General features: G+C 69.8%; 18 protein-coding genes, 1 tRNA gene and 1 pseudogene. 14 read left to right on the top strand and 6 right to left on the bottom strand.

All coding sequences use genetic code 11. From position 1 onward, the window contains the following. From HUX53_RS36005 to serS, 5 genes are all read left to right on the top strand, one after another. Window positions 1–412 (top strand): ACT domain-containing protein (locus tag HUX53_RS36005; RefSeq protein WP_176407750.1); only part of this gene is annotated, 412 nt, incomplete at its 5' end. 93 nt (window positions 413–505) lie between these two features. Next, window positions 506–2,122, top strand: coding sequence for a hypothetical protein (locus HUX53_RS36000; protein WP_176407749.1), 1,617 nt, complete (start codon window positions 506–508; stop codon window positions 2,120–2,122). Window positions 2,123–2,151: 29 nt separating this feature from the next. After that, a complete protein-coding gene (locus HUX53_RS35995) occupies window positions 2,152–3,801 on the top strand; it encodes a hypothetical protein (protein WP_176407748.1) in 1,650 nt (549 codons plus the stop codon). A 20-nt stretch (window positions 3,802–3,821) separates the two neighbouring features. Then, the gene (locus HUX53_RS35990; protein WP_176407747.1) at window positions 3,822–4,622 is read left to right on the top strand and encodes a class I SAM-dependent methyltransferase; all 801 of its coding nucleotides are present in this window, start codon (window positions 3,822–3,824) and stop codon (window positions 4,620–4,622) included. A 53-nt stretch (window positions 4,623–4,675) separates the two neighbouring features. Continuing rightward, window positions 4,676–5,935, top strand: coding sequence for a serine--tRNA ligase (gene serS / locus HUX53_RS35985; RefSeq protein ID WP_176407746.1), 1,260 nt, complete (start codon window positions 4,676–4,678; stop codon window positions 5,933–5,935). A gap of 182 nt (window positions 5,936–6,117) precedes the next feature. Here the strand turns inward: serS and HUX53_RS35980 are convergent, their stop codons facing one another. Beyond that, window positions 6,118–6,741, bottom strand: a complete 624-nt coding sequence (locus HUX53_RS35980; RefSeq protein WP_176407745.1) for a tyrosine-protein phosphatase — start codon at window positions 6,739–6,741, stop codon at window positions 6,118–6,120. Between the two features lie 368 nt (window positions 6,742–7,109). Between HUX53_RS35980 and HUX53_RS35975 the strand changes: the two genes are divergently transcribed. Beyond that, window positions 7,110–7,913 (top strand): Cof-type HAD-IIB family hydrolase, encoded by an 804-nt coding sequence (locus HUX53_RS35975; RefSeq protein ID WP_176407744.1) that lies wholly within the window; start codon window positions 7,110–7,112, stop codon window positions 7,911–7,913. 46 nt (window positions 7,914–7,959) lie between these two features. Here the strand turns inward: HUX53_RS35975 and HUX53_RS35970 are convergent, their stop codons facing one another. Next, window positions 7,960–8,499, bottom strand: coding sequence for a bacterial proteasome activator family protein (locus tag HUX53_RS35970; RefSeq protein WP_176407743.1), 540 nt, complete (start codon window positions 8,497–8,499; stop codon window positions 7,960–7,962). A gap of 13 nt (window positions 8,500–8,512) precedes the next feature. Next, a complete protein-coding gene (locus HUX53_RS35965; protein WP_176407742.1) occupies window positions 8,513–9,469 on the bottom strand; it encodes an NAD(P)H-quinone oxidoreductase in 957 nt (318 codons plus the stop codon). Between the two features lie 172 nt (window positions 9,470–9,641). Between HUX53_RS35965 and HUX53_RS42040 the strand changes: the two genes are divergently transcribed. The 4 genes from HUX53_RS42040 to HUX53_RS35945 all read left to right on the top strand — a co-directional run bounded on the left by HUX53_RS42040 (window position 9,642) and on the right by HUX53_RS35945 (window position 12,502). Then, window positions 9,642–11,624 carry an AAA family ATPase gene (locus HUX53_RS42040; protein ID WP_309237596.1) on the top strand — a complete coding sequence of 661 codons (1,983 nt, stop codon included), beginning with the start codon at window positions 9,642–9,644 and terminating at the stop codon, window positions 11,622–11,624. Between the two features lie 24 nt (window positions 11,625–11,648). Beyond that, window positions 11,649–12,026: a signal peptidase I gene (locus tag HUX53_RS35955; protein WP_176407741.1), complete on the top strand. Its 378-nt coding sequence runs from the start codon at window positions 11,649–11,651 to the stop codon at window positions 12,024–12,026. Window positions 12,027–12,101: 75 nt separating this feature from the next. Then, a tRNA-Ser gene (locus tag HUX53_RS35950) sits at window positions 12,102–12,190 on the top strand. 147 nt (window positions 12,191–12,337) lie between these two features. Then, a complete protein-coding gene (locus HUX53_RS35945; protein ID WP_176407740.1) occupies window positions 12,338–12,502 on the top strand; it encodes a hypothetical protein in 165 nt (54 codons plus the stop codon). A gap of 7 nt (window positions 12,503–12,509) precedes the next feature. Here the strand turns inward: HUX53_RS35945 and HUX53_RS35940 are convergent, their stop codons facing one another. Both HUX53_RS35940 and HUX53_RS35935 read right to left on the bottom strand, forming a co-directional pair. Further along, window positions 12,510–13,247: a M15 family metallopeptidase gene (locus HUX53_RS35940; protein ID WP_176407739.1), complete on the bottom strand. Its 738-nt coding sequence runs from the start codon at window positions 13,245–13,247 to the stop codon at window positions 12,510–12,512. 124 nt (window positions 13,248–13,371) lie between these two features. Next, window positions 13,372–14,523: an RNA-guided endonuclease TnpB family protein gene (locus HUX53_RS35935; RefSeq protein ID WP_176407738.1), complete on the bottom strand. Its 1,152-nt coding sequence runs from the start codon at window positions 14,521–14,523 to the stop codon at window positions 13,372–13,374. Between the two features lie 285 nt (window positions 14,524–14,808). Here HUX53_RS35935 and HUX53_RS35930 point away from each other — a divergent pair, with 285 nt between their 5' ends. Continuing rightward, a complete protein-coding gene (locus HUX53_RS35930; RefSeq protein ID WP_176407737.1) occupies window positions 14,809–15,231 on the top strand; it encodes a hypothetical protein in 423 nt (140 codons plus the stop codon). A 3-nt stretch (window positions 15,232–15,234) separates the two neighbouring features. Here the strand turns inward: HUX53_RS35930 and HUX53_RS35925 are convergent, their stop codons facing one another. Beyond that, window positions 15,235–15,696: a MarR family winged helix-turn-helix transcriptional regulator gene (locus HUX53_RS35925; RefSeq protein WP_176407736.1), complete on the bottom strand. Its 462-nt coding sequence runs from the start codon at window positions 15,694–15,696 to the stop codon at window positions 15,235–15,237. A gap of 169 nt (window positions 15,697–15,865) precedes the next feature. Between HUX53_RS35925 and HUX53_RS42035 the strand changes: the two are divergent. From HUX53_RS42035 to HUX53_RS35915, 3 genes and pseudogenes are all read left to right on the top strand, one after another. Further along, window positions 15,866–16,246 (top strand): annotated as a pseudogene (locus tag HUX53_RS42035) (pirin family protein); the annotation flags it as partial. A 301-nt stretch (window positions 16,247–16,547) separates the two neighbouring features. Further along, window positions 16,548–16,877 (top strand): pirin-like C-terminal cupin domain-containing protein, encoded by a 330-nt coding sequence (locus HUX53_RS42030; protein ID WP_255205965.1) that lies wholly within the window; start codon window positions 16,548–16,550, stop codon window positions 16,875–16,877. Between the two features lie 359 nt (window positions 16,878–17,236). Next, window positions 17,237–18,430, top strand: coding sequence for an ATP-binding protein (locus tag HUX53_RS35915; RefSeq protein WP_176407735.1), 1,194 nt, complete (start codon window positions 17,237–17,239; stop codon window positions 18,428–18,430). Window positions 18,431–18,745: the final 315 nt, after the last annotated feature.

Genomic DNA, 18,745 nt, shown 5'->3' with positions numbered 1-18,745 from the left:
GCGTGCTGGCCGTGGACGCGGCGACCGGCACCGCCCCTGCACCCCGCCCGCCCCCACCGGCACGGACAAGACGACCGTGGTCGCGTTCATCGGCGAGGACCACCCGGGCGCCCTGCTGGAGATCCTCACCGAGTTCTCCGTGCGCGGCATCAACCTGACGCTGATCCAGTCGCGCCCCACCGGCGCCGGCCTCGGCTCCTACCTCTTCTGGATGGACTTCGAGGGCCACGTCTCCGACGCCCGCGTCGGCGAGGCCCTGATGGGCCTGCGCCGCGTCTGCGCCGACCTCCGCTTCGTCGGCTCCTACGCCCGCGCCGACGCGGTCAGCCCCGACATCCGCCGCGGCACCCACGACACCGACTTCACCGAAGCCGCCGCCTGGCTGCACACCATCCGCACCGGCCGTCCCTGATGCAGCGGTGATCAAAGTGTGATCATCCGCGGTCAACGGACTGTGGATCTTGAACGTCATCTCCACACCAGCACTAAGTGGAGAGGTCGTCCGTTGCGCCGATCATCAGCCCTTCTCGCCACCGCCGCCCTCGCCCTGTCCGTCTTCGCCGTCCCCGGAACCGCGCAGGCGGACGCCACCGGCGTCATCCTGAAGCTGGACTTCGACCGGCTCGCCAAGGATCGCGTCCTCAAGCTCACGCTGAACGCCGAGTCGGCGAGTGGGGTCACCAACGTCCGGGCGAAGTTGCGCTACCAGACTCCCGAGGCGGAGCCCTACGCGACCGTCGAGTTCAGGCGGACGAGCGGTACGGACAACGACGGCGTCTGGCAGGCCGATTACCGCCCCGATATTGAGACTCGTCCCGGAGCGACCCTCATCGAGGTGCTGATCGCCACAGCCGACGGCGCCACTCTTACTCGGCAAACCGGGTTCTACGACTGCTACACGACGTCCATCACCGGCTTCTCGAACTCGCCGGACGTCATCGACTTCGAGCACTCTGACCTGACCATGAGCGGCAAGGTCATGGTTCAGAAATACCGCGAAGCCGCGCCGGAGCCGGTGCAGGGTGCCACGGTCACCACCCAGACCGAGAACAACTCCGCGACGACGGGTGCGGACGGCTCTTTCACCCTGAAAACGAGTGGCGACAACATCCCCATGGCACAGGTCCCCAGGCAGGGACAGCTCTGCTTCACGTATCAGCCCGCGGCCGTCACCGTAGAGAAGCAGGCCACGCAGATCACCGCGACGATGACGCCGGCGTCGACGGTGGCGCCGTACACGAACATGGACGTCGACGGCAAGGTCGTCCGAATGGGCTCAGCGGGCCCGGTTCCCCTGGCCAATGCCGGAGTCCAAGTGAACGCGTCGGCCGAGGTGACCTACTCGACCCCCCTATGGGTGAAGACCGCCGCAGACGGTACCTTCCACACGTCCTTCACGGCCGGCCGGAACGCCGGAGCGTCGGCCGCCGTGACCGCGCACTACTACGGCGCCGGCTTCCTCGCCGGCACCGAGACCGGCCTGGGCACGCTGAACATCAAGAACACGGCGACGCTCACCGACTTCAACGCCTTCCCCGAGCCCCTCGCGTACGGCGACACCGTCATCGCGAACGGGCGCCTGACGATCGAGCCCGACTTGAACAACAGCACGAACCTGCTCCTGTACCTGGAGTACTCCTTCGACCGCAAGACCTGGAAGACGTGGGCGACCCAGACGCTGGCGAGGCAGGGCAACGTCTACTTCAACACTGACCGGCCCGTGACGGCGGACGCGTACTGGCGCATCCGCTATCCCGGCGACGCCTTCAACATCCCCGCCGTCACCGAACCCGACTACGTCGACGTCAAGTACCGGACGCAGATGTACAACTTCAACGCCTCTCCGGAACCGGTGAAGAAGGGCGCGACCATCACCGTCAAGGGCCTCCTGTACCGCTTCCGCGCCAAGGCGGAGCCGGGCCCGAACGCGAACATCCACATCTACTTCAAGCCGAAGGGGTCGTCGACGTGGACGAAGATGGCGATCACGAAGACGGCGAGCAACGGCTGGTTTAAGAAGACCTTCAAGGCGTCCCAGGACGGCACCTGGCTGGCCCGCTACTGGGAGAGCGCCGGCTACCTCGGCTCGAACTATCCGAGCGACTACGTGGACGTCAAGTGACACTGACCCTGTTCTCCGTGGAGGTTCGGGTGCGCCGTTTGATCGCACTGCTCACGGCGCTCGCCGTGACGTTCTCACTCGTCTCGGTGCCGGCGCACGCCGCCGCCGTCTCGGCGCGTATCCGCGCCGTCCGGATCCTGACTCCCGACTCGCCCACGACGAAGATCGAGGTGGAGGCGTACGGGATCGCCGACATCACCAAGGTCCGCGCCGTCGTGTACGCGTACCTGGACGGGCCCCCGCAGAGGCTCGGCGTCGACGATTTCGAACTCGTCGAGGGGACGGCGCTGGACGGGGTGTGGCGGACGAAGTCCGCGGTCACCGTCGACCAGGGCCGCTGGTGGGTGGACGTCGAACTGACCACTGCCCAGGAGACCCACCTGTGGCCGCAGCGCGTGATCATCGACAATGGACTCGACACTGTGATCGATGACGTCGAGGTCACCCCGACCACCGTCGACGTGGAGAACCCCGGGATCGTCTTCCGCGGACGGCTGATGAGCCGCACCGCGGACGGGGCCCTGTCCCCCGTGCAGGGGGCCACGCTGAGTCTTACCGGCGCGAGCGCACCGATTCCGACGGTGGTCACCGGATCGGACGGCCGAGTCGAGGGCACCGGCGACTTCCCGCGGACGGCCGACGCCCAGCTCGCCTACACGGGCGGATTCCTGTACCGGCCGACCAAGAGCGCGAAGATTCCGGTCACGAAGCAGCGGCTCGACACCCGGATCACGCTGAGCGTGCCGGACCGCCTCATCGTGGGCGACCAGGTCACCGCGACCGGGCGACTCGAACGCCAGGACCGGAACGGGGTCTGGGCGCCGCTCGCGGGCAAGCAGCTCAGGCTCAGCTTCGACAAGACGGAGGGCGACGGCGACTGGACCGTCGCCGGCAGGCCCGTGACCGACGCCAACGGCGTCTACCGGGCCCCGGTCACCGTGACCGAACCCGGCGCGTGGTCCGTCAGCTTCGCGAACGAACCGCAGACCCTCCCCGACGACTACTACGGCTACCGGATGGCCAGTGCGGTCACGACCAACCGGACGGTCGTGCACCGGACGTCCATCAGCGGCTTCAACGCGGATCCTGAGCCCGCCGCGCTGGACGGGGACGTGACGGTGTCCGGCACCGTGCTGTGGCAGACGGCGGACGGTCAGTGGGGTCCGGGTGGCCCGGCCGACAGTGTGCAGCTCCAGTTCTCCACCGATGGGAAGACGTGGAAGAACATGGCCGTCCAGGTGCCCGGCGGTGAGGGCGAGTTCAGGTTCGTGGTGCCCTCTGGACGGGACGGCTACTGGCGAGCGGTGGTGCCCAGGGGCGACTACGTCGAGCCGTCCGCGAGCGGCGCCGACTACGTCGACGTCAAGTACCGGACCCATCTGTACAGCTTCAACGCCTCGCCTGAGCCGGTGAAGAAGGGCGCGACCATCACGGTCAAGGGCCTGCTCAACCGGTACATGCCGGAGAGTAAGCCGGGGCCGGGCGCGAACATCCACATCTACTTCAAGCCCGCCGGGTCGTCAACGTGGACGAAGATGGCGATCACGAAGACGGCGAGCAACGGCTGGTTCAAGAAGACCTTCACAGCGTCCAAGGACGGGACGTGGTTGGCCCGGTACTGGGGCAGTGGCACATATATCGGGTCGAATGCGCCGAGCGACTACGTGGACGTGCGCTGACGTAGGCTGCCCTGGTGGGCATGGACTTCGATCTTTATGAGCGGGAACTGTGGGCCGGGCGGGCGTCCGCGTATGAGCGGGGGTTCGCCCGGCTCACCCGTTATCTGGTGGGTCCGCTGCTGGACGCGGCCGGAGTGACGGGCGGGACGCGGTTCCTCGACGTCGGGACGGGGCCCGGGTTCGTGTCGCAGGAGGCCGTCCGGCGGGGTGCCGAGGTGTCGGCGATGGACGCCGAGGAGAGCATGGCGGCGACGGCCGGGCGGAACGTCCCCGGGCTGGACGTGCGGGTCGCCGTCCTGCCGGAGGTGCCGTTCGAGGACGAGTCGTTCGACGCGGTCGCCGGGAACTTCGTCATCAACCACGTCGGAAATCCCGGCGCGGCGATCACCGAGTTGCGGCGGGTGCTGCGGCCGGGCGGGCGGCTGGCGCTGAGCTGCTGGGTGATGCCGGGCAGCGGGGCGCTCGCGATCGTCCGGGAGGCGGTCGAGCAGGTCGGGGTGCCGTGGCCGGACGACATTCCGGAGTCGCCGTTCCAGCGGTACGGCGAGGCGGTCGAGTTCCGGCGGCTGGTGACGGAGGCCGGGCTCACCGAGGTCGCCGTCGAGGAGGTGACCTGGGAGCACGTCGTCGACCCCGAGGAGTGGTGGGAGACGGGCGCGCTGTCCAGGGTCGGCACGAACGGCGTGATCGTCGGGCGGCAGGACGCGGAGACCGTCGCGCTGATCAAGGACGCCTACGACACGATCATCGCCGACTACGGGGTGGAGGGCGGCAAGGTCGCGCTGCCCGCGCACGCGCTGCTGGCGAGCGGCGTCCGGTAGAACCGCGGTCATGCGCGCGCGGAGCGAGGGGCCGGAACGGTAGCCTCGGGTCTGTGATTGACCTGCGAGCTCTTCGAGAGGATCCGGAGCGGCTGCGCGTGTCGCAGCGCGCCCGCGGTGAGGATGGCGCCGTCGTCGACCGGCTGCTCGACCTGGACGGGAGGCGCCGCTCGGCGCTGACGTCGTTCGAGCAGCTCAGGGCGGAGCAGAAGAGTTTCGGCAAGTCGGTCTCCAAGGCGAAGGGCGACGAGCGGGACGCGCTGCTCGCCCGCGCGAAGGAGCTGTCGCAGCAGGTCAAGGAGCTGGAGGCGGAGGCCGACCGGCTCGGCGCGGAACTCGACGCGGTGCTCAAGGGCGTCCCGAACCTCATCGAGGAGGGCGCCCCGCCCGGCGGCGAGCAGGACTTCGTCGTCCTGGAGCACGTCGGCGAGCCCACGGCGTTCGAGTTCGAGCCGAAGGATCACCTGGAGCTCGGCGAGAGCCTCGGCGCCATCGACATGGAGCGCGGCGCGAAGGTGTCCGGCGCGCGGTTCTACTACCTGACGGGCGTGGGCGCGCGGCTCCAGTACGCGCTGCTGAACCTCGCCATGGAACAGGCCGTCGCCGCCGGGTTCGTCCCGATGTACCCGCCGGTGCTGGTGAAGCCGGAGGCGATGGAGGGCACCGGCTTCCTCGGCGCGCACGCCGACGAGGTGTACCGGCTCCGCGAGGACGACCTGTACCTGGTCGGGACGTCCGAGGTGCCGCTCGCCGCGTACCACATGGACGAGATCATCGACGAGCTGCCGCGGCGGTACGTGGCATGGTCGTCGTGCTTCCGCCGCGAGGCCGGCTCCTACGGCAAGGACACGCGCGGCATCATCCGCGTCCACCAGTTCGACAAGGTGGAGATGTTCTCCTACTGCGACCCGGCCGACGCGCACGCCGAGCACCTGCGGCTCCTGGAGTGGGAGAAGGAGATGCTCGCCAAGGTCGAGCTCCCGTACCGGGTGATCGACGTGGCGGCGGGCGACCTCGGCTCCAGCGCGGCCCGCAAGTACGACTGCGAGGCGTGGGTGCCGACGCAGAACACCTACCGCGAGGTCACCTCGACGTCCAACTGCACCGAGTTCCAGGCGCGGCGGCTCGCCGTCCGGCACCGCGACGCGGACGGCAAGAACCAGCCGGTCGCGACCCTGAACGGCACCCTGGCCACCACGCGCTGGATGGTCGCCATCCTGGAAAACCACCAGCAGCCCGACGGATCGGTCCGGGTACCGGAGGCCCTGCAGAAGTTCCTGGGCCAGGACGTCCTAGAGCCAATCAAACGCTGACATTCGCCTAGCCGGGGCCCGTCCTGCTGTAGGACGGGCCCCATTCGCGTCTACTGCAGACGTCCCTGGGGAGGATGGTTGGAGTCGGCTAAGCACTGAGCTAAGCCGGGCTGTCCTTCCATAGGACGGAACCCGTGTTCTGGAGCCGGTCAGGCGTTGAGCTAGGCCGGACCCCTTTGCCTCTACTGCAAGAGTTGGGCGCGGAGGGCTTTCTGGGTTGCGGTGTCGATGCCGAGGCCCTTGGTCAGAAAGGTGTCGAAGGTTCCGTAGTCGCGTTGGATCTGGTCGAACGCCGCGTCCAGGTAAGAGGTGCGGACGGTCAGGAGGGGCTCGATGAGGGACGGGTCGATGCCGTACTTGGCGAGTTCGGCGAGTTCTTCCTTGTTCTTGGCGGCGAGTTCCTGGTTGGAGCGCAGGTAGTCCTCGTACACCTGCGTCTTGTCCACGCCCAGGAGGGTCAGCAGGATCGCGGTCATCACGCCCGTCCGGTCCTTGCCCTCGGTGCAGTGGTAGAGGACGGCGCCCTGGCCGGACGCGATGCGCCGCAGCGTGTCCGCGAACTGCTTGCGCGAGGCGGGGTCGTGGACGAAGCCGCGGTAGGTGAGGGCCATGAACTCGCCCGGCTTGTCGTCGGCGAGGATCGCCTTGAGGACGTCCGGCATCAGTTCCAGCAGGGTGAGCGAGACGACGTCGTTCGGCGCGAGCCGGGCGACACCGGTGGGCGTGACCTCGCTGAGGGACGCGGAGCGGTAGACAAGGCCATACCGCACGCGGTGCCCGGCGACCTTGGCCACCACCTCAGCCACGCGCGGACAAGGTATGACGTCCTTGAGGTGAGCCCCCAACGACCTCAACGTTGCGATCGCGTGCGAAGCCAGGTTCGAGCTTGCGAGAACCTGATCGCGCAGCGAGCCGCTAGGCGAGTCGGAGCGATGCTAGCGATCGCCGCGTTTCTCGACGATGGAGGGCCGCCAGGCCCGAAGGAGGAGAGAAGCGCAATAGACACAGCTAGGGCTGCCGACGCCAGCCGGGGGGATCTGGCGAACATGGAACGACCTTCCACGCGACAACGAACGTGAAGAAGTTTCAACCCCCGTGGGCGATCAGTCCAGGCCCAACGTTCCGCTGTCACCTGCGTCGCTTATGGTTTGTGGCATCTGCCCAGGAAGGTGACATGAGCCAGTCTTCGCCGCGTGTGATCGCCACCGACCTCGACGGGACGATCGTGCGCTCCGACGGCACGATCTCCAACCGGACCGTCGACGCCCTCGCCCGGGTCGAGCGGGCCGGGTCGATGCTCGTGATGGTCACCGGCCGGCCGCCCCGCTGGATGAAGGACATCGCCACGGCCGTCGACCACCACGGCGTCGCCATCTGCGCGAACGGCGCCGTCGTCTACGACCTGCACACCGAGACCGTCCTGCAGACGAGGGAGATCCAGCCGGACGTGATCGCGGAGGCCGTCGGGCGGCTGCGCGGCATCTCGCCCGAGTTGCAGTTCGCGGTGGAGCATCCGACCGGGTTCTACTTCGAGAACCGCTACATCCTCGGCCGCTGGGACGCGGAGGACTTCGGCGGCGTGGCCGTGGGCGCCGAAGAGCTGGTCAGCCGGCCCGGCACCAAGCTGCTCGCCTTCCACCCGGACGCCGACCCCGACACGCTCTCGGAGAAGGCCGTCCAGGCGGTGGGCGACATCGTGACGGTGACGCACTCGTCCGGGCGGGGGCTGCTGGAGATGAGCGCGCTCGGCGTCACCAAGGCCAGTGCGCTCGCCGCGCTCTGCACCGAGCACGGCCTCGTGTCGGACGACGTCACCGCGTTCGGCGACATGCCCAACGACCTGCCGATGCTCACCTGGGCGGGCACGTCCTACGCCGTCGGGAACGCGCATCCGCTGGTGCTGGCGGCCGTGACGCACAAGACGTCCCGCAACGACGACGACGGCGTCGCCGAGGTGCTGGAACGCCTCTTCCCCTAGCGGCGGCCGCACCCCGTCCGTGCGGGATGCGGCCGGTTCGCGGCTTCTACAGGTAGGGGCCGGACGAGCGCGGGCCGGGCTGCTGCTCCTCCTCCGCGGGCGGCATCATCCCGGCGGGCAGGGCGCGCCGCATCTGCTCCAGCTGCGCCCGCGCCGCCATCTGCTGCGCGAACAGCGTCGTCTGGATGCCGTGGAACAGGCCCTCCAGCCAGCCGACGAGCTGCGCCTGCGCGATCCGCAGCTCCGCCTCGCTCGGCACCGTCCCCTCGGTGAACGGCAGCGACAGCCGCTCCAGCTCCTCGACCAGCTCGGGGGCCAGGCCGTCCTCCAGCTCCTTGATGGACGACTTGTGGATCTCCCGCAGCCGGGCCCGGCTCGCCTCGTCCAGCGGGGCGGCCTTGACCTCCTCCAGGAGCTGGCGGATCATCCCGCCGATCCGCATCACCTTCGCCGGCTGCTCGACCATCTCGGTGACCGACTTGCCCGCGGACTCGCCCTCACCGCCGCCCTCCATGGCGATGCCGTTCGGGCCGACCACGAGGACCTGCGGTTCCTGTTCGGACTGGTTCTTGGAAGGGTCGCTCATAAATTCCACATCCTCACACTGTCAGCAGGATCTTGCCGACGTGACCGCTTTCTTCGAGCAGCTCGTGCGCGCGCGCCGCGTCCGCCATGGGGAAGCTCCGGTCGATGACGGGCCGGACCTCCCCCGACGCCAGCAGCGGCCACACGTGCTCGCGAACCCCGGCCACGATCACCGCCTTCTCGTCCAACGGACGGGCCCGCAGCGATGTCGCGTGCACCCGTGCCCGCTTGCGCAGCAGCTTGCCGATGTCCAGCTCCGCCTTGGCGCCGCCCTGCAGGCCGATCACCATCAGCCGTCCGCCGACGGCGAGCGCCTCCACGTTCCGGGCCAGGTACTTCGCGCCGATCAGGTCGAGAATCACGTCGTAGGGGCCGCTGTCGACGAAGTCGTCCTCGCGGTAGTTCACGGCGACGTCCGCGCCGAGTTCGCGGCAGCGGGCAGCCTTCTCCGCACTGCCCACGGTCGTCACCACGCGCGCGCCGCGCGCCTTCGCGAGCTGGATCGCGAACGTGCCGATGCCGCTGCCGCCGCCGTGGACGAGGAGCGTCTCGCCCTCGCGCAGCCCGCCCAGCTGGAACACGTTCGACCACACCGTGCACGCGACCTCCGGGAGTCCGGCCGCGGCCGCGACGTCCACCCCGCGCGGCACCGGGAGCACCTGCGCGGCGGGCACCGCGACCCGTTCGGCATACCCTCCCCCGGCGAGCAGCGCGCACACCTCGTCCCCGACGGTCAGGCCGGTGACGTCCGCGCCCAGCTCGGCGACCCGTCCCGACACCTCCAGGCCCGGGTACGGGGGAGCGCCCGCGGGCGGCGGGTAGAAGCCCTGCCGCTGCATGACGTCGGCGCGGTTCACCGCGCTTGCCGCCACCTCGATCAGCACCTCGCCCGGCTCCGGCCGCGGGTCGGGGACCTTCGTCCACTCCAGGACGTCGGCGCCGCCCGGCTCACGGATCACGATGGCATGCATACCGATCACGCTACCGGGCGTTCCGTGACACGCACCCCGCCTCCGGCGTCCGGCCCCAAGCTCGATCTACGCGCGGGATGCGGGCTATTGGGTCATGGGTATCCTGCGTGGGGATCGGTTTGCCCACCTGGACCGTGTTGATCATCAGAGGCGTGCCCGAGGGGGAAGAACGGTGGCGAGGAACGAGCACGACGGGCGCTCTCTGGAGGAGCGCCTCGCCTCTCTGGACGCGATGAACGAGGACACGGCGGAACCGTCCGCCAAGGGCGAGCAGCCCGCTCCCGCACAGCAGGAGAACGCGCCGCCGCCTCCCCCTCCGCCGTCGCCCGGCCCGGAGAACAATCCGTGGCTCGCCGCGCCGCCCGCCTTCCAGGGCGGCCCGGAGAACACCGGCTACGGCCCCCCGCAGCCCCCGCCCTACGAGGGCGGCCCCATGCCGCAGCCGTTCGACGGAGGAATGCTCCCGCCGCCGTACCACCCGGCCCCGGTCCACGACCCGTCCCAGGGTGCGCAGCCGTCGCCGTACGACGCCAACGGCAACGCCGCCCCGCCCCTCGACCAGCTGCCCCCGTACCCGCCCGAGCGGTTCGCGCAGCAGGACGCCGGCGGGCAGTACCAGCCGATCGACCCCGCCACTGGGCAGCCCTACCCGCAGGACACGGACGCCTCCGGCCAGCCCTACGTGCCGATCGACCCGAGCACGGGCCGTCCGCTCACCCCTGAGGGTGGCGCCCAGCCGACCGGTCAGGCACAGGACGCGAACGGTGCCGTCCAGCAGTTCCCCCCGGCGGAGCCGCAGCCCTACACGCCCGACCCCAGCGCCCAGCCGTTCCCGCCCGCCGATCCGAACGCGGCCGGCCAGCAGTACGCGCCACAGCCTTACCCCTCGTTCGACCCCAACACCGGCCAGCCGTACCCGCAGATCGACCCCAACACGGGTCGGCCGTTCGCGCAGGTGGATCCCAACACTGGCCGGCCGTTGCCGCCGGACTCCGGCGCCGCCGGCCAGCCTTACCCGCCGTTCGACGCCAACACGGCCCAGCCGTACCAACCGATCGATCCGAGCACGGGTCAGCCGTTCGCGCAGATCGATCCCAACACCGGCCAGCCGTACGTGCCGGTCGACCCGAACACCGGGCAGCCCTACCAGGGGTACGGCTACCCGGCCGGGCCGCACGGGCAGATGATCCCGCCGGGGCACGCCGCCCCGCCGCAGGACGGCGACAGCCTCAGCTCCGAGAACCTCCTGGGCGAGCGCCGCATCGCGCCGTCCTCGGGGTGGCGGCGCGCCGTCTACAAGGCGACCGCCGGGAACATCCATCCCGGCGAGTCGCAGTACGAGCTGCGCCGCAAGGACCTGATCGCGCGCGCTCGCACGCCCGTGGCGGGCGGGCACCACCGGGTCGCGGTCATGTCGCTGAAGGGCGGCGTCGGCAAGACGACCACCACGACCGGGCTCGGCTCGATGCTCGGCTCCTTCCGCGGTGACCGGGTCATCGCGGTCGACGGCAACCCCGACCGCGGGACGCTCTCGGACAAGGTGCGGCTGGAGACGGCCGCGACCGTCCGCGACCTGCTGAACAACCGCGACCAGATCCACCGCTACGCGGACGTGCGCGCGTTCACCTCGCAGAACGAGGCGCGGCTGGAGATCCTCGCGTCCGACCGCGACCCGGCGGTCAGCGAGGCGTTCTCCGCCGAGGACTACGCGGCCGTCGCCGTCGTCCTGGAGCAGTACTACTCGGTCTGCATCACCGACTGCGGCACCGGGCTGCTGCACTCGGCGATGGCGGGCGTGCTGAGCCTCGCCGACCAGCTCGTCCTGGTCAGCTCCCCGTCGGTGGACGGCGCCCGGTCCGCGAGCGCGACGCTCGACTGGCTGGAGGCGCACGACCACGGCCACCTCGTCCGCAACGGCGTCGTCGTCCTGTCCATGGTCCGGAACCGCACCCGCAGCCAGGTCGACCTCGACAAGCTGCAGTCGCACTTCGAGAGCCGCTGCCGCGCCGTCGTCCGCATCCCGTACGACGACCACCTGGAAGAGGGCGCCGAGGTCGAACTGGAGCAGCTCGCCCCCGCCACCCGCGAGGCGTACCTGACCCTGGCCGCCGTCGTCGGCGACGGCTTCGCCTTCCAACGCCCACAGGAGTCCTGAGGCCGGACGGTAGGGTCACGTTCCGTGACGGACGGCGATGGCTTGTACGTGGGGGAGGCCGGACCGGACGCGGCCGGTGACCGGGGCTGGCTGCTCGGCCATTTCAAGCCGGCCGGCGACCTGCGGCACAGCGGCGAGGTCGAGATCAAGTGGGGCGTCCACCCCAAGGGGGAACGGCGCGCCCAGTGGACGGACGGCGAGAAGCGCACCGCGCTGCTCGTCCTCATCAGCGGCCGGTTCCGACTGGAGTTCCCCGGACGAAACGTGGTGCTCGCCGAGCAGGGCGACTACGTGGTGTGGGGACGCGGTGTCGACCATTCGTGGGAGGCCGAGGAGGAGTCGGTCGTCATGACCGTCCGGTGGCCGTCCATCCCCGGCTACCGTGTCCCGGGCGAACCGTAGGCCGACCTGGGTATGCGGTCGAAGGCAGGCCCCCGTGACCGCTATCGTGGGCGGTGGCCGGACGACCGGCCGCCGGGAGAGTTCGCATAGTGGACTAGTGCAGGCGCCTTGAAAGCGCCCAGGGCTGGGGACAGTCCTCGTGGGTTCGAATCCCACACTCTCCGCTTCGGAGTTGGCCGAAGTGTGCCCGCGGAAGGCGGGCCGTCACTCCTTCGTCATGACTCCCAGGGGGCGATCCCCTCGAACCCCTGGGGTCCCGAACGTTATGAAGGGGCCGACTCGGGCATAAGTCATCCGTTACGCTCTTCGGCATGTCGCAGACACCGAATGATCCGGCGGGTACGACTCACCAGTTCCAGAACTTCGCCAACCAGCAGCAGCCGCAGAAGTCCGGGCCGAACACCGGCATGATCGTCGGCGTCGTCGCCGTGGTGGCGGTCGTCGCGATCGTGGTGGTCGCGGTCATGATGATGTGACCCGGCGTCAGCGGCCCGAGCTGCTGAAGTGCTGGTAGTCCTTGGCGCCGCTCCAGGTGCCGCCCCAGCCCCAGCCGATGGCGTCGAACGCGTCCACGACCTTGTCGCCGGCGTGGATCATGCCGGGCGCGTCCAGATCGCGGTTCTTGTACTTCGTGCAGGATTTGTGGGCGATGTGCCCGTCCGCGTAGACGTAGGGGTTCTGGCACGGGTTGATGTCGACGGCGAGGCCGTACGCGTGCTGGGAGAACGAGCTGGACCCGGTCGCGTTGCGGCAGTTGAACGCGGAGGTGTTGTTGGCCTCGATGGAGTCGAAGTCGCTGCCGCCGTACTTGTCGACCGGCTCCATCCGCTCGATCGGGTAACGCACGTCGTACAGCTTCTTGAAGACGGAGACGAGGTCGTCGGCCGCCTTGGCGTTGACGACGAGCCGCCCGCCGGTGTGCGGTTTGTCGTCCATGCCCCAGTAGGTCATCTCGATCATCCGCAGGCCGGACGGCGCCACCGGGCAGCCGCTCCGCCAGGACGACTTGAGGTCGCCGGCGGTGACCTTCTTGACGTCGGCTCGGAAGCCCTGCTCCGTCGGGGACCGCGGGGCGGCCGTTTCGGACGCGGTGGGCGGTGTCGCGGGCGCCGGCGACTCGCCCGAGTCGTCGTCGCCGCGGCCACAACCGGTCGCCGCGAGCGCCACCGTGAGCAGGACGCCGAGGAAAATCGCGCTGGTGATCGGCCCTCTACCTGGCATCTTTGCAGCATACGCACGTCGGGCCCGTGCGCGTCGCAGCGCTGATTCGATACCGTGCGTGTCAGCTTCTCGGCCCTGAAGGGGGCCGAGCTCGCAGCTCTTCGCCACCACTGGATGTGGTGGGTCAGGCCGCGGCGCCGGCAGCGTGACTCACTGCCCAGCCCGCTGCGCCGCGTGCGGCGATGTTGCGGGCTGCGTTCACGTCGGCGTGCTCAGCGAAGCCGCAGGACGTGCACCGGAAAGTTGCCTGGTCGGGCCGGTTCCCCTTGTCGATGTGGCCGCACATCGAGCACCTTTGCGAGGTGTGCCGCGGATCCACGAACACCACCGGGACACCGGCGCGCTTCGCTTTGTAGGCGATGAACGCGCCGAGCTGGGCGAAACTCCAGGTATGCAGCGTGACCCGCTGGGGCTTGCGTAGCCGGACCCGCGCACGGATACCACCCAGGTCTTCCAGGGCGATACCGCGCATGGTGCGTTGAGCCTCGGTCACGATCTGCTTGGAGATGCGGTGGTTGGTGTCGGCGGCGAACCGCGCCTCACGGCCTGACAGGTGACGCAGCAGCCGCTTGGCGGACTTGGTGCCCTTAGCCTGCAGGCGTTTGCGGAGACGGCGATTGCGGTGCCGGACCTGGTTGACGCGCTTGCCGGAGTGGACGGTGCCGTCGCTGGTGGTGGCGATGTTGACGATGCCCAGGTCCACCCCGGTGAACCCGTCCGGCACGTACTGCGGGGCGTGCGGGACGTCGCAGGTGGCGTAGAGGTAGAGGCACCCGCCGCGCCACACCAGATCCGACTCGCCGCGCCGGTGCGCGGCCAGCAGCTTCGCCTGCTCGGCCGAACAGGCGAAGGCCACGTTCTTGCATCTGCCGCGCACAGTCCAGATGCTCACAGTGCGGGCGTCGAGCTGCCAAGACAACGACCGGTCATCGAACGGCTGGGCGGCGTCCTTGCGGAAGCGGACCGCCGCGCCCTCCACGGCGGCGCGGCGCCGCGAACCTTGCGGCCCGTAGTTGTCGGCCTTCAGGTTCTCGGCCAGCGTGGCGTAGGCCCCGGCCACCTTGCGGACGCAGTGGATCGCCGGCTGCGCCGACAGGCCCATCGCCTTCAACTCGCCGTAGACCAGCCGCTGCAGCGCGGTCTTGCCCCTGATGCCGGTGGCGAAGGCGCGGCGGGAGGCGTGGCAGGCGGCCTGGTTGCACAGCTTCAGCGTCTCCCGCAAGGCCGACTCGGTGGCGGCGTCGGGGAGCAGCTTGACCTGCACCACCAGCTTCATCCCCACAACTTAACATTAAGTGCCTATGTAGTTACGTTAAGTTGGAGACGGTGCGTCAGACGGCAGCACACGTGTCGCCTTCAAGCCGCATGTCCACTTGCCCCGTGGCCAAGGATCGCCGAGTTCATCGGCCGGCGAGAACGCCCGGACCGACATCCGGGGCGGGAACCCGTAGAGTGCGTTTAAAGGCGCGCCCGCCGGATAGGGGCCGGGACGGACGGGCCGCGGACCCTCGTCCAGCCGCCGGGCATGTCGTCCGGTGACGTCCGGTCCCAGGGAGCCGGGATGGCGGAAGCTCAGGAGAGCGACCTCCCCAGCCTCGAAGACGAGATCTTCGCGGTGGCGCACGATGTGGAGGTCGAGCAGGGCGCGGCTGCGCAGCCGCGGCTGCCGACGGACAAGGCGCAGGTCCTCGCCGAGCGCGCGCGGGCGTTCCTCGGCCGGGACGTGAAGGCGCTGGCGGCGGGCTTCGGCGTGTTCGTGCTCGTCGACCTCGTGATGATGTGGGCGCCGCTGATGATGAGCCGCCGGCCGAGCCTGCTGCCGCAGTTCATCACGCTGCTGCTGCTGGCGTTCGGGCTCGGCGGCCTGCTCGTCTGGCAGGTCGGCGGCCGGTGGCGGACGTTCGGCATCGGCATGATGCTCGCCTGGGGCTTCCTGACCCTGGTGTCGGTCGGGTTCCTGACCGGGGTGACCGTCCCGCTGTAGCGGTCAGGTCGTGGGGCCGACCCGCTTGAGGACGAGGCTGAACGCGCGCCCGACGGCTTCGAGGTCCTCGGGCTGGATCACGTCGACGAAGAACGTCCGGACGGTCTCGACATGGTCGCGGGCGGCGCGTTCGAGCGCGGCGAAGCCCTCGTCGGTGAGGTGCGCGAACACGCCGCGCTTGTCGTTGGGGCAGCTGTCCCGCTTGACCAGGCCCTTGGTCTCCAGGCGGGAGCAGGTGTGCGACAGCCGGCTGCGGGACTGGCTGGCGTTCTCGGCGAGTTCGGCCATCCGCAGCCGCCGCTCGGGCGCCTCCGACAGCCGGACGAGGATCTCGTACTCCGACACCGACAGGCCGTGCTTGGCCTTGAGGTCGCGGTCCATGATCTCGGTGAGCCGGACGCTGCCGTCCACGTATGCCCGCCAATCGCGCTGCTGGGTGGCATCGAGCCAGCGAGGTTCGCTCATACCGGAAAGTATAGGCCATATGTTGAAGATTCAACTAGTGCGCGCTATCTTCACGGTAGCAGGACGGGACGACGGCGTCCGTCCGCGGAAATAGTTGAATTGTCAACTATGTTGCACGAGGCAGTGCACCGCCCGGCAGGGACGGGGCACCCGAGCGAGGGGAGATCCCATGCCTGCCGTGATGGCCGACCCGCTGACCCTGCCCCGCCTGCCGCTGCTGCCGGCGGGCGAGACCGACTGGCGCCGCGTCGCCAAGGTCGTGACCGCCAAGCGCCACCTCGAAGGCGAGGGCTTCCAGGTCAGGCGCCCCTTCCCGGGCATCGACCTGTCCCTGGCCGACCCGTTCCTGCTCCTCGACCACATGGGCGCCGTCGAGTACGCGCCGGGCGAGGCGAAGGGGACGCCCTGGCATCCGCACCGCGGGTTCGAGACGGTCACCTACATCATCGACGGAGCGTTCCAGCACCAGGACACGACCGGCGGCGGTGGCCTCATCTCCGACGGGGCCACCCAGTGGATGACGGCCGCGTCCGGTATCCAGCACATCGAGCAGCCGCCGCCCGAGTTGGTCACCAAGGGCGGGCTGTTCCACGGCATCCAGCTTTGGGTGAACCTGCCGCGCGCGCAGAAGTGGGTGCAGCCGCGCTACCAGGACATCGAGGCGAAGGACGTCAAGCTGCTGGCCGCCGACGACGGCTCGTCCCTCGTCCGCGTCATCGCCGGGTCGCTCGCCGGATACGACGGCCCCGGCGTCACCTACACGCCGATCAACTACCTGCACGCGACGGTCGCGCCCGGCGCCCGGCTCGCGCTGCCCTGGGCCGCGCGACTTCAACGCCCTCGTCTACGTCCTGTCCGGACGCGGGACGGCCGGCGTCGAAGAGGTCGGACTGGACGAGGGGCAGCTCGCCGTGTTCGCCGGCTCCCACCACAAGGGCGACGGCGACGGGCTCGTCGTCCGCGCCGCCGACTCCCAGCCGCTGGCCAGCGCGAACGGGTGGGAGATCCTGATCCTCGGCGGGCTGCCGATCCGCGAGCCGGTCGCCCGGTACGGCCCGTTCGTGATGAACACCCGCGAGGAGATCGTCCAGGCCTTCGAGGACTTCCAGGCCGGCCGCATGGGCACCGTCCCCGCCGAGAAGGTCCCCCACCGATCGGCCGCCGACGAGCCCCTCGCCTGACTCCCGCGGGTGGTCCTGCCCGGATACCCCGCTCCGGACAGGGCCGCCCCGGGGCACTTCCCGCGTTCGCGTGACGGAGCCGGACGCATGCGCTAGTGTGTTCGAATAGTCGAACAGAAGTTCGACCGGCTTGTTCGAACGCGCTCGCCCGGGGAGGCGACATGGTGGCAATGGCCACGAGGCAGGAGTCGTGTGCTCGGCCGGCTACCGCTGCCTTCGCCACCGCCCGCGATGCCGGTCAGGAAGCGGGGGCCGAGGCTCCCGCGCGCTGCGGGCGGCGGCGCGAGCACGCGACACGCCGCAGCGATTTCTACGCAAATCTACGGCCGCAGCTATATCGCCTCATAGAGTCCGAGAGCGTGGACCCCGTGCGCAATCCCTATGCCCCCGGCGCCGGGCAGCGCCCCCCGGAGCTGGCCGGCCGCGACCGCGAGCTGCGGCAGTTCGAGGTGGTGCTCGAACGCGTGGCCCGGGGCCGTCCCGAGCGCAGCATGATCGTCACCGGGCTGCGCGGGGTGGGCAAGACCGTGCTGCTCAACGCGTTCCGGTCGCAGGCGATCCAGCGGCTGTGGGGGACGGGCAAGATCGAGGCCCGGCCCGACCAGTCGATCCGCCGGCCGGTCGCCTCGGCGCTGCACCGGGCCGTCCGGGAGCTGGCGCCCCGGCACCGCGCGCCCGACCGCATCGAGGACTTCCTCGGCGTGCTCAAGGCGTTCGCGCAGTCCGAGCCCGAGCCGTCCGGGAAGGGCAAGGCGCGGGCGCACCGCTGGCAGCCCGGCATCGACGTGCCCGCCGCGCGCGGCCGCGCCGACTCCGGCGACCTGGAGATCGACCTCACCGAGCTGTTCGTGGACGCCGCGTCCGTCGCCACCGACGTCGGCGCCGGAATCGCCCTGTTCGTGGACGAGATGCAGGACATCCCGGCCGACGACGTCTCGGCGCTGTGCGCGGCGTGCCACGAGTTGTCGCAGGTCGGCGGGCCGCTGATCGTGGTCGGCGCGGGGCTGCCGCATCTGCCGGCCGTCCTGTCCGCCAGCAAGTCCTACAGTGAGCGGCTCTTCCGGTACGCGCGCATCGACCGGCTCGACCGGGAATCGGCCGACTTCGCGCTGATGGCGCCGGCCGAGCGCGAGGACGTCACCTTCACCAAGGACGCCCTCGACGCGCTGTACGGGGCCGCCGACGGCTACCCCTACTTCGTCCAGGCGTACGCCAAGGTCGTCTGGGACGTGGCGCCCGGCACCCCGATCACGGCGGACGACATCAAGGTCGCCGCCCCGGAGGCGGAGAGCGAGCTCGCCGTCGGCTTCTTCGGCAGCCGCTACGAGCGCGCCACCCCCGCCGAGCGTGACTACATGCGCGCGATGGCCATGCTCGGCGACGACCCGGTGCCCACGGCGTCGGTCGCGGACGAGCTGGGCCGCAAACCGTCCAGCCTGTCGCCCGCCCGCGACGGCCTCATCAAGAAGGGACTCATCTACAGCGCCGAACGCGGCATGGTCGCCTTCACGGTCCCGCACTTCGGCAAGTTCCTCCGCACCCAACCCGCCTGACCGATCCGCCTCTATCAAGCTCTCTAGTAAAAACACTAGAGAACGATAGAAAACTGCATTACCCAAAGCCAGGCCGAGCAGTTCCTCACCGCCCCGGCGACCACAAAGACACACCCCCCCAGCAGCCGCCGACACAACCATCGCTGCGCCCGGTCGGTGTGGCGGCCGTCGTTGCTGCGTGTGGAGGGTGTGGTGGCGTTGGGGCGGTGAACGGTGACCCGTTTCGGTGGGGTTGTCGCGGCCGCGTGTTGGGGGGCGGGGCGTTTGGGGTGGTAGACGGTGATGGCGCCTCTGAGTCTCTATAGGGCTTTCTAT

The organism is Actinomadura sp. BRA 177 (assembly GCF_013372625.1).
In the GTDB taxonomy this organism is placed as follows: Bacteria; Actinomycetota; Actinomycetes; order Streptosporangiales; family Streptosporangiaceae; genus Spirillospora.
The sequence above is the reverse complement of the archived record's forward strand: the minus strand, read 5'-3'. Positions and strand labels throughout refer to the sequence as shown.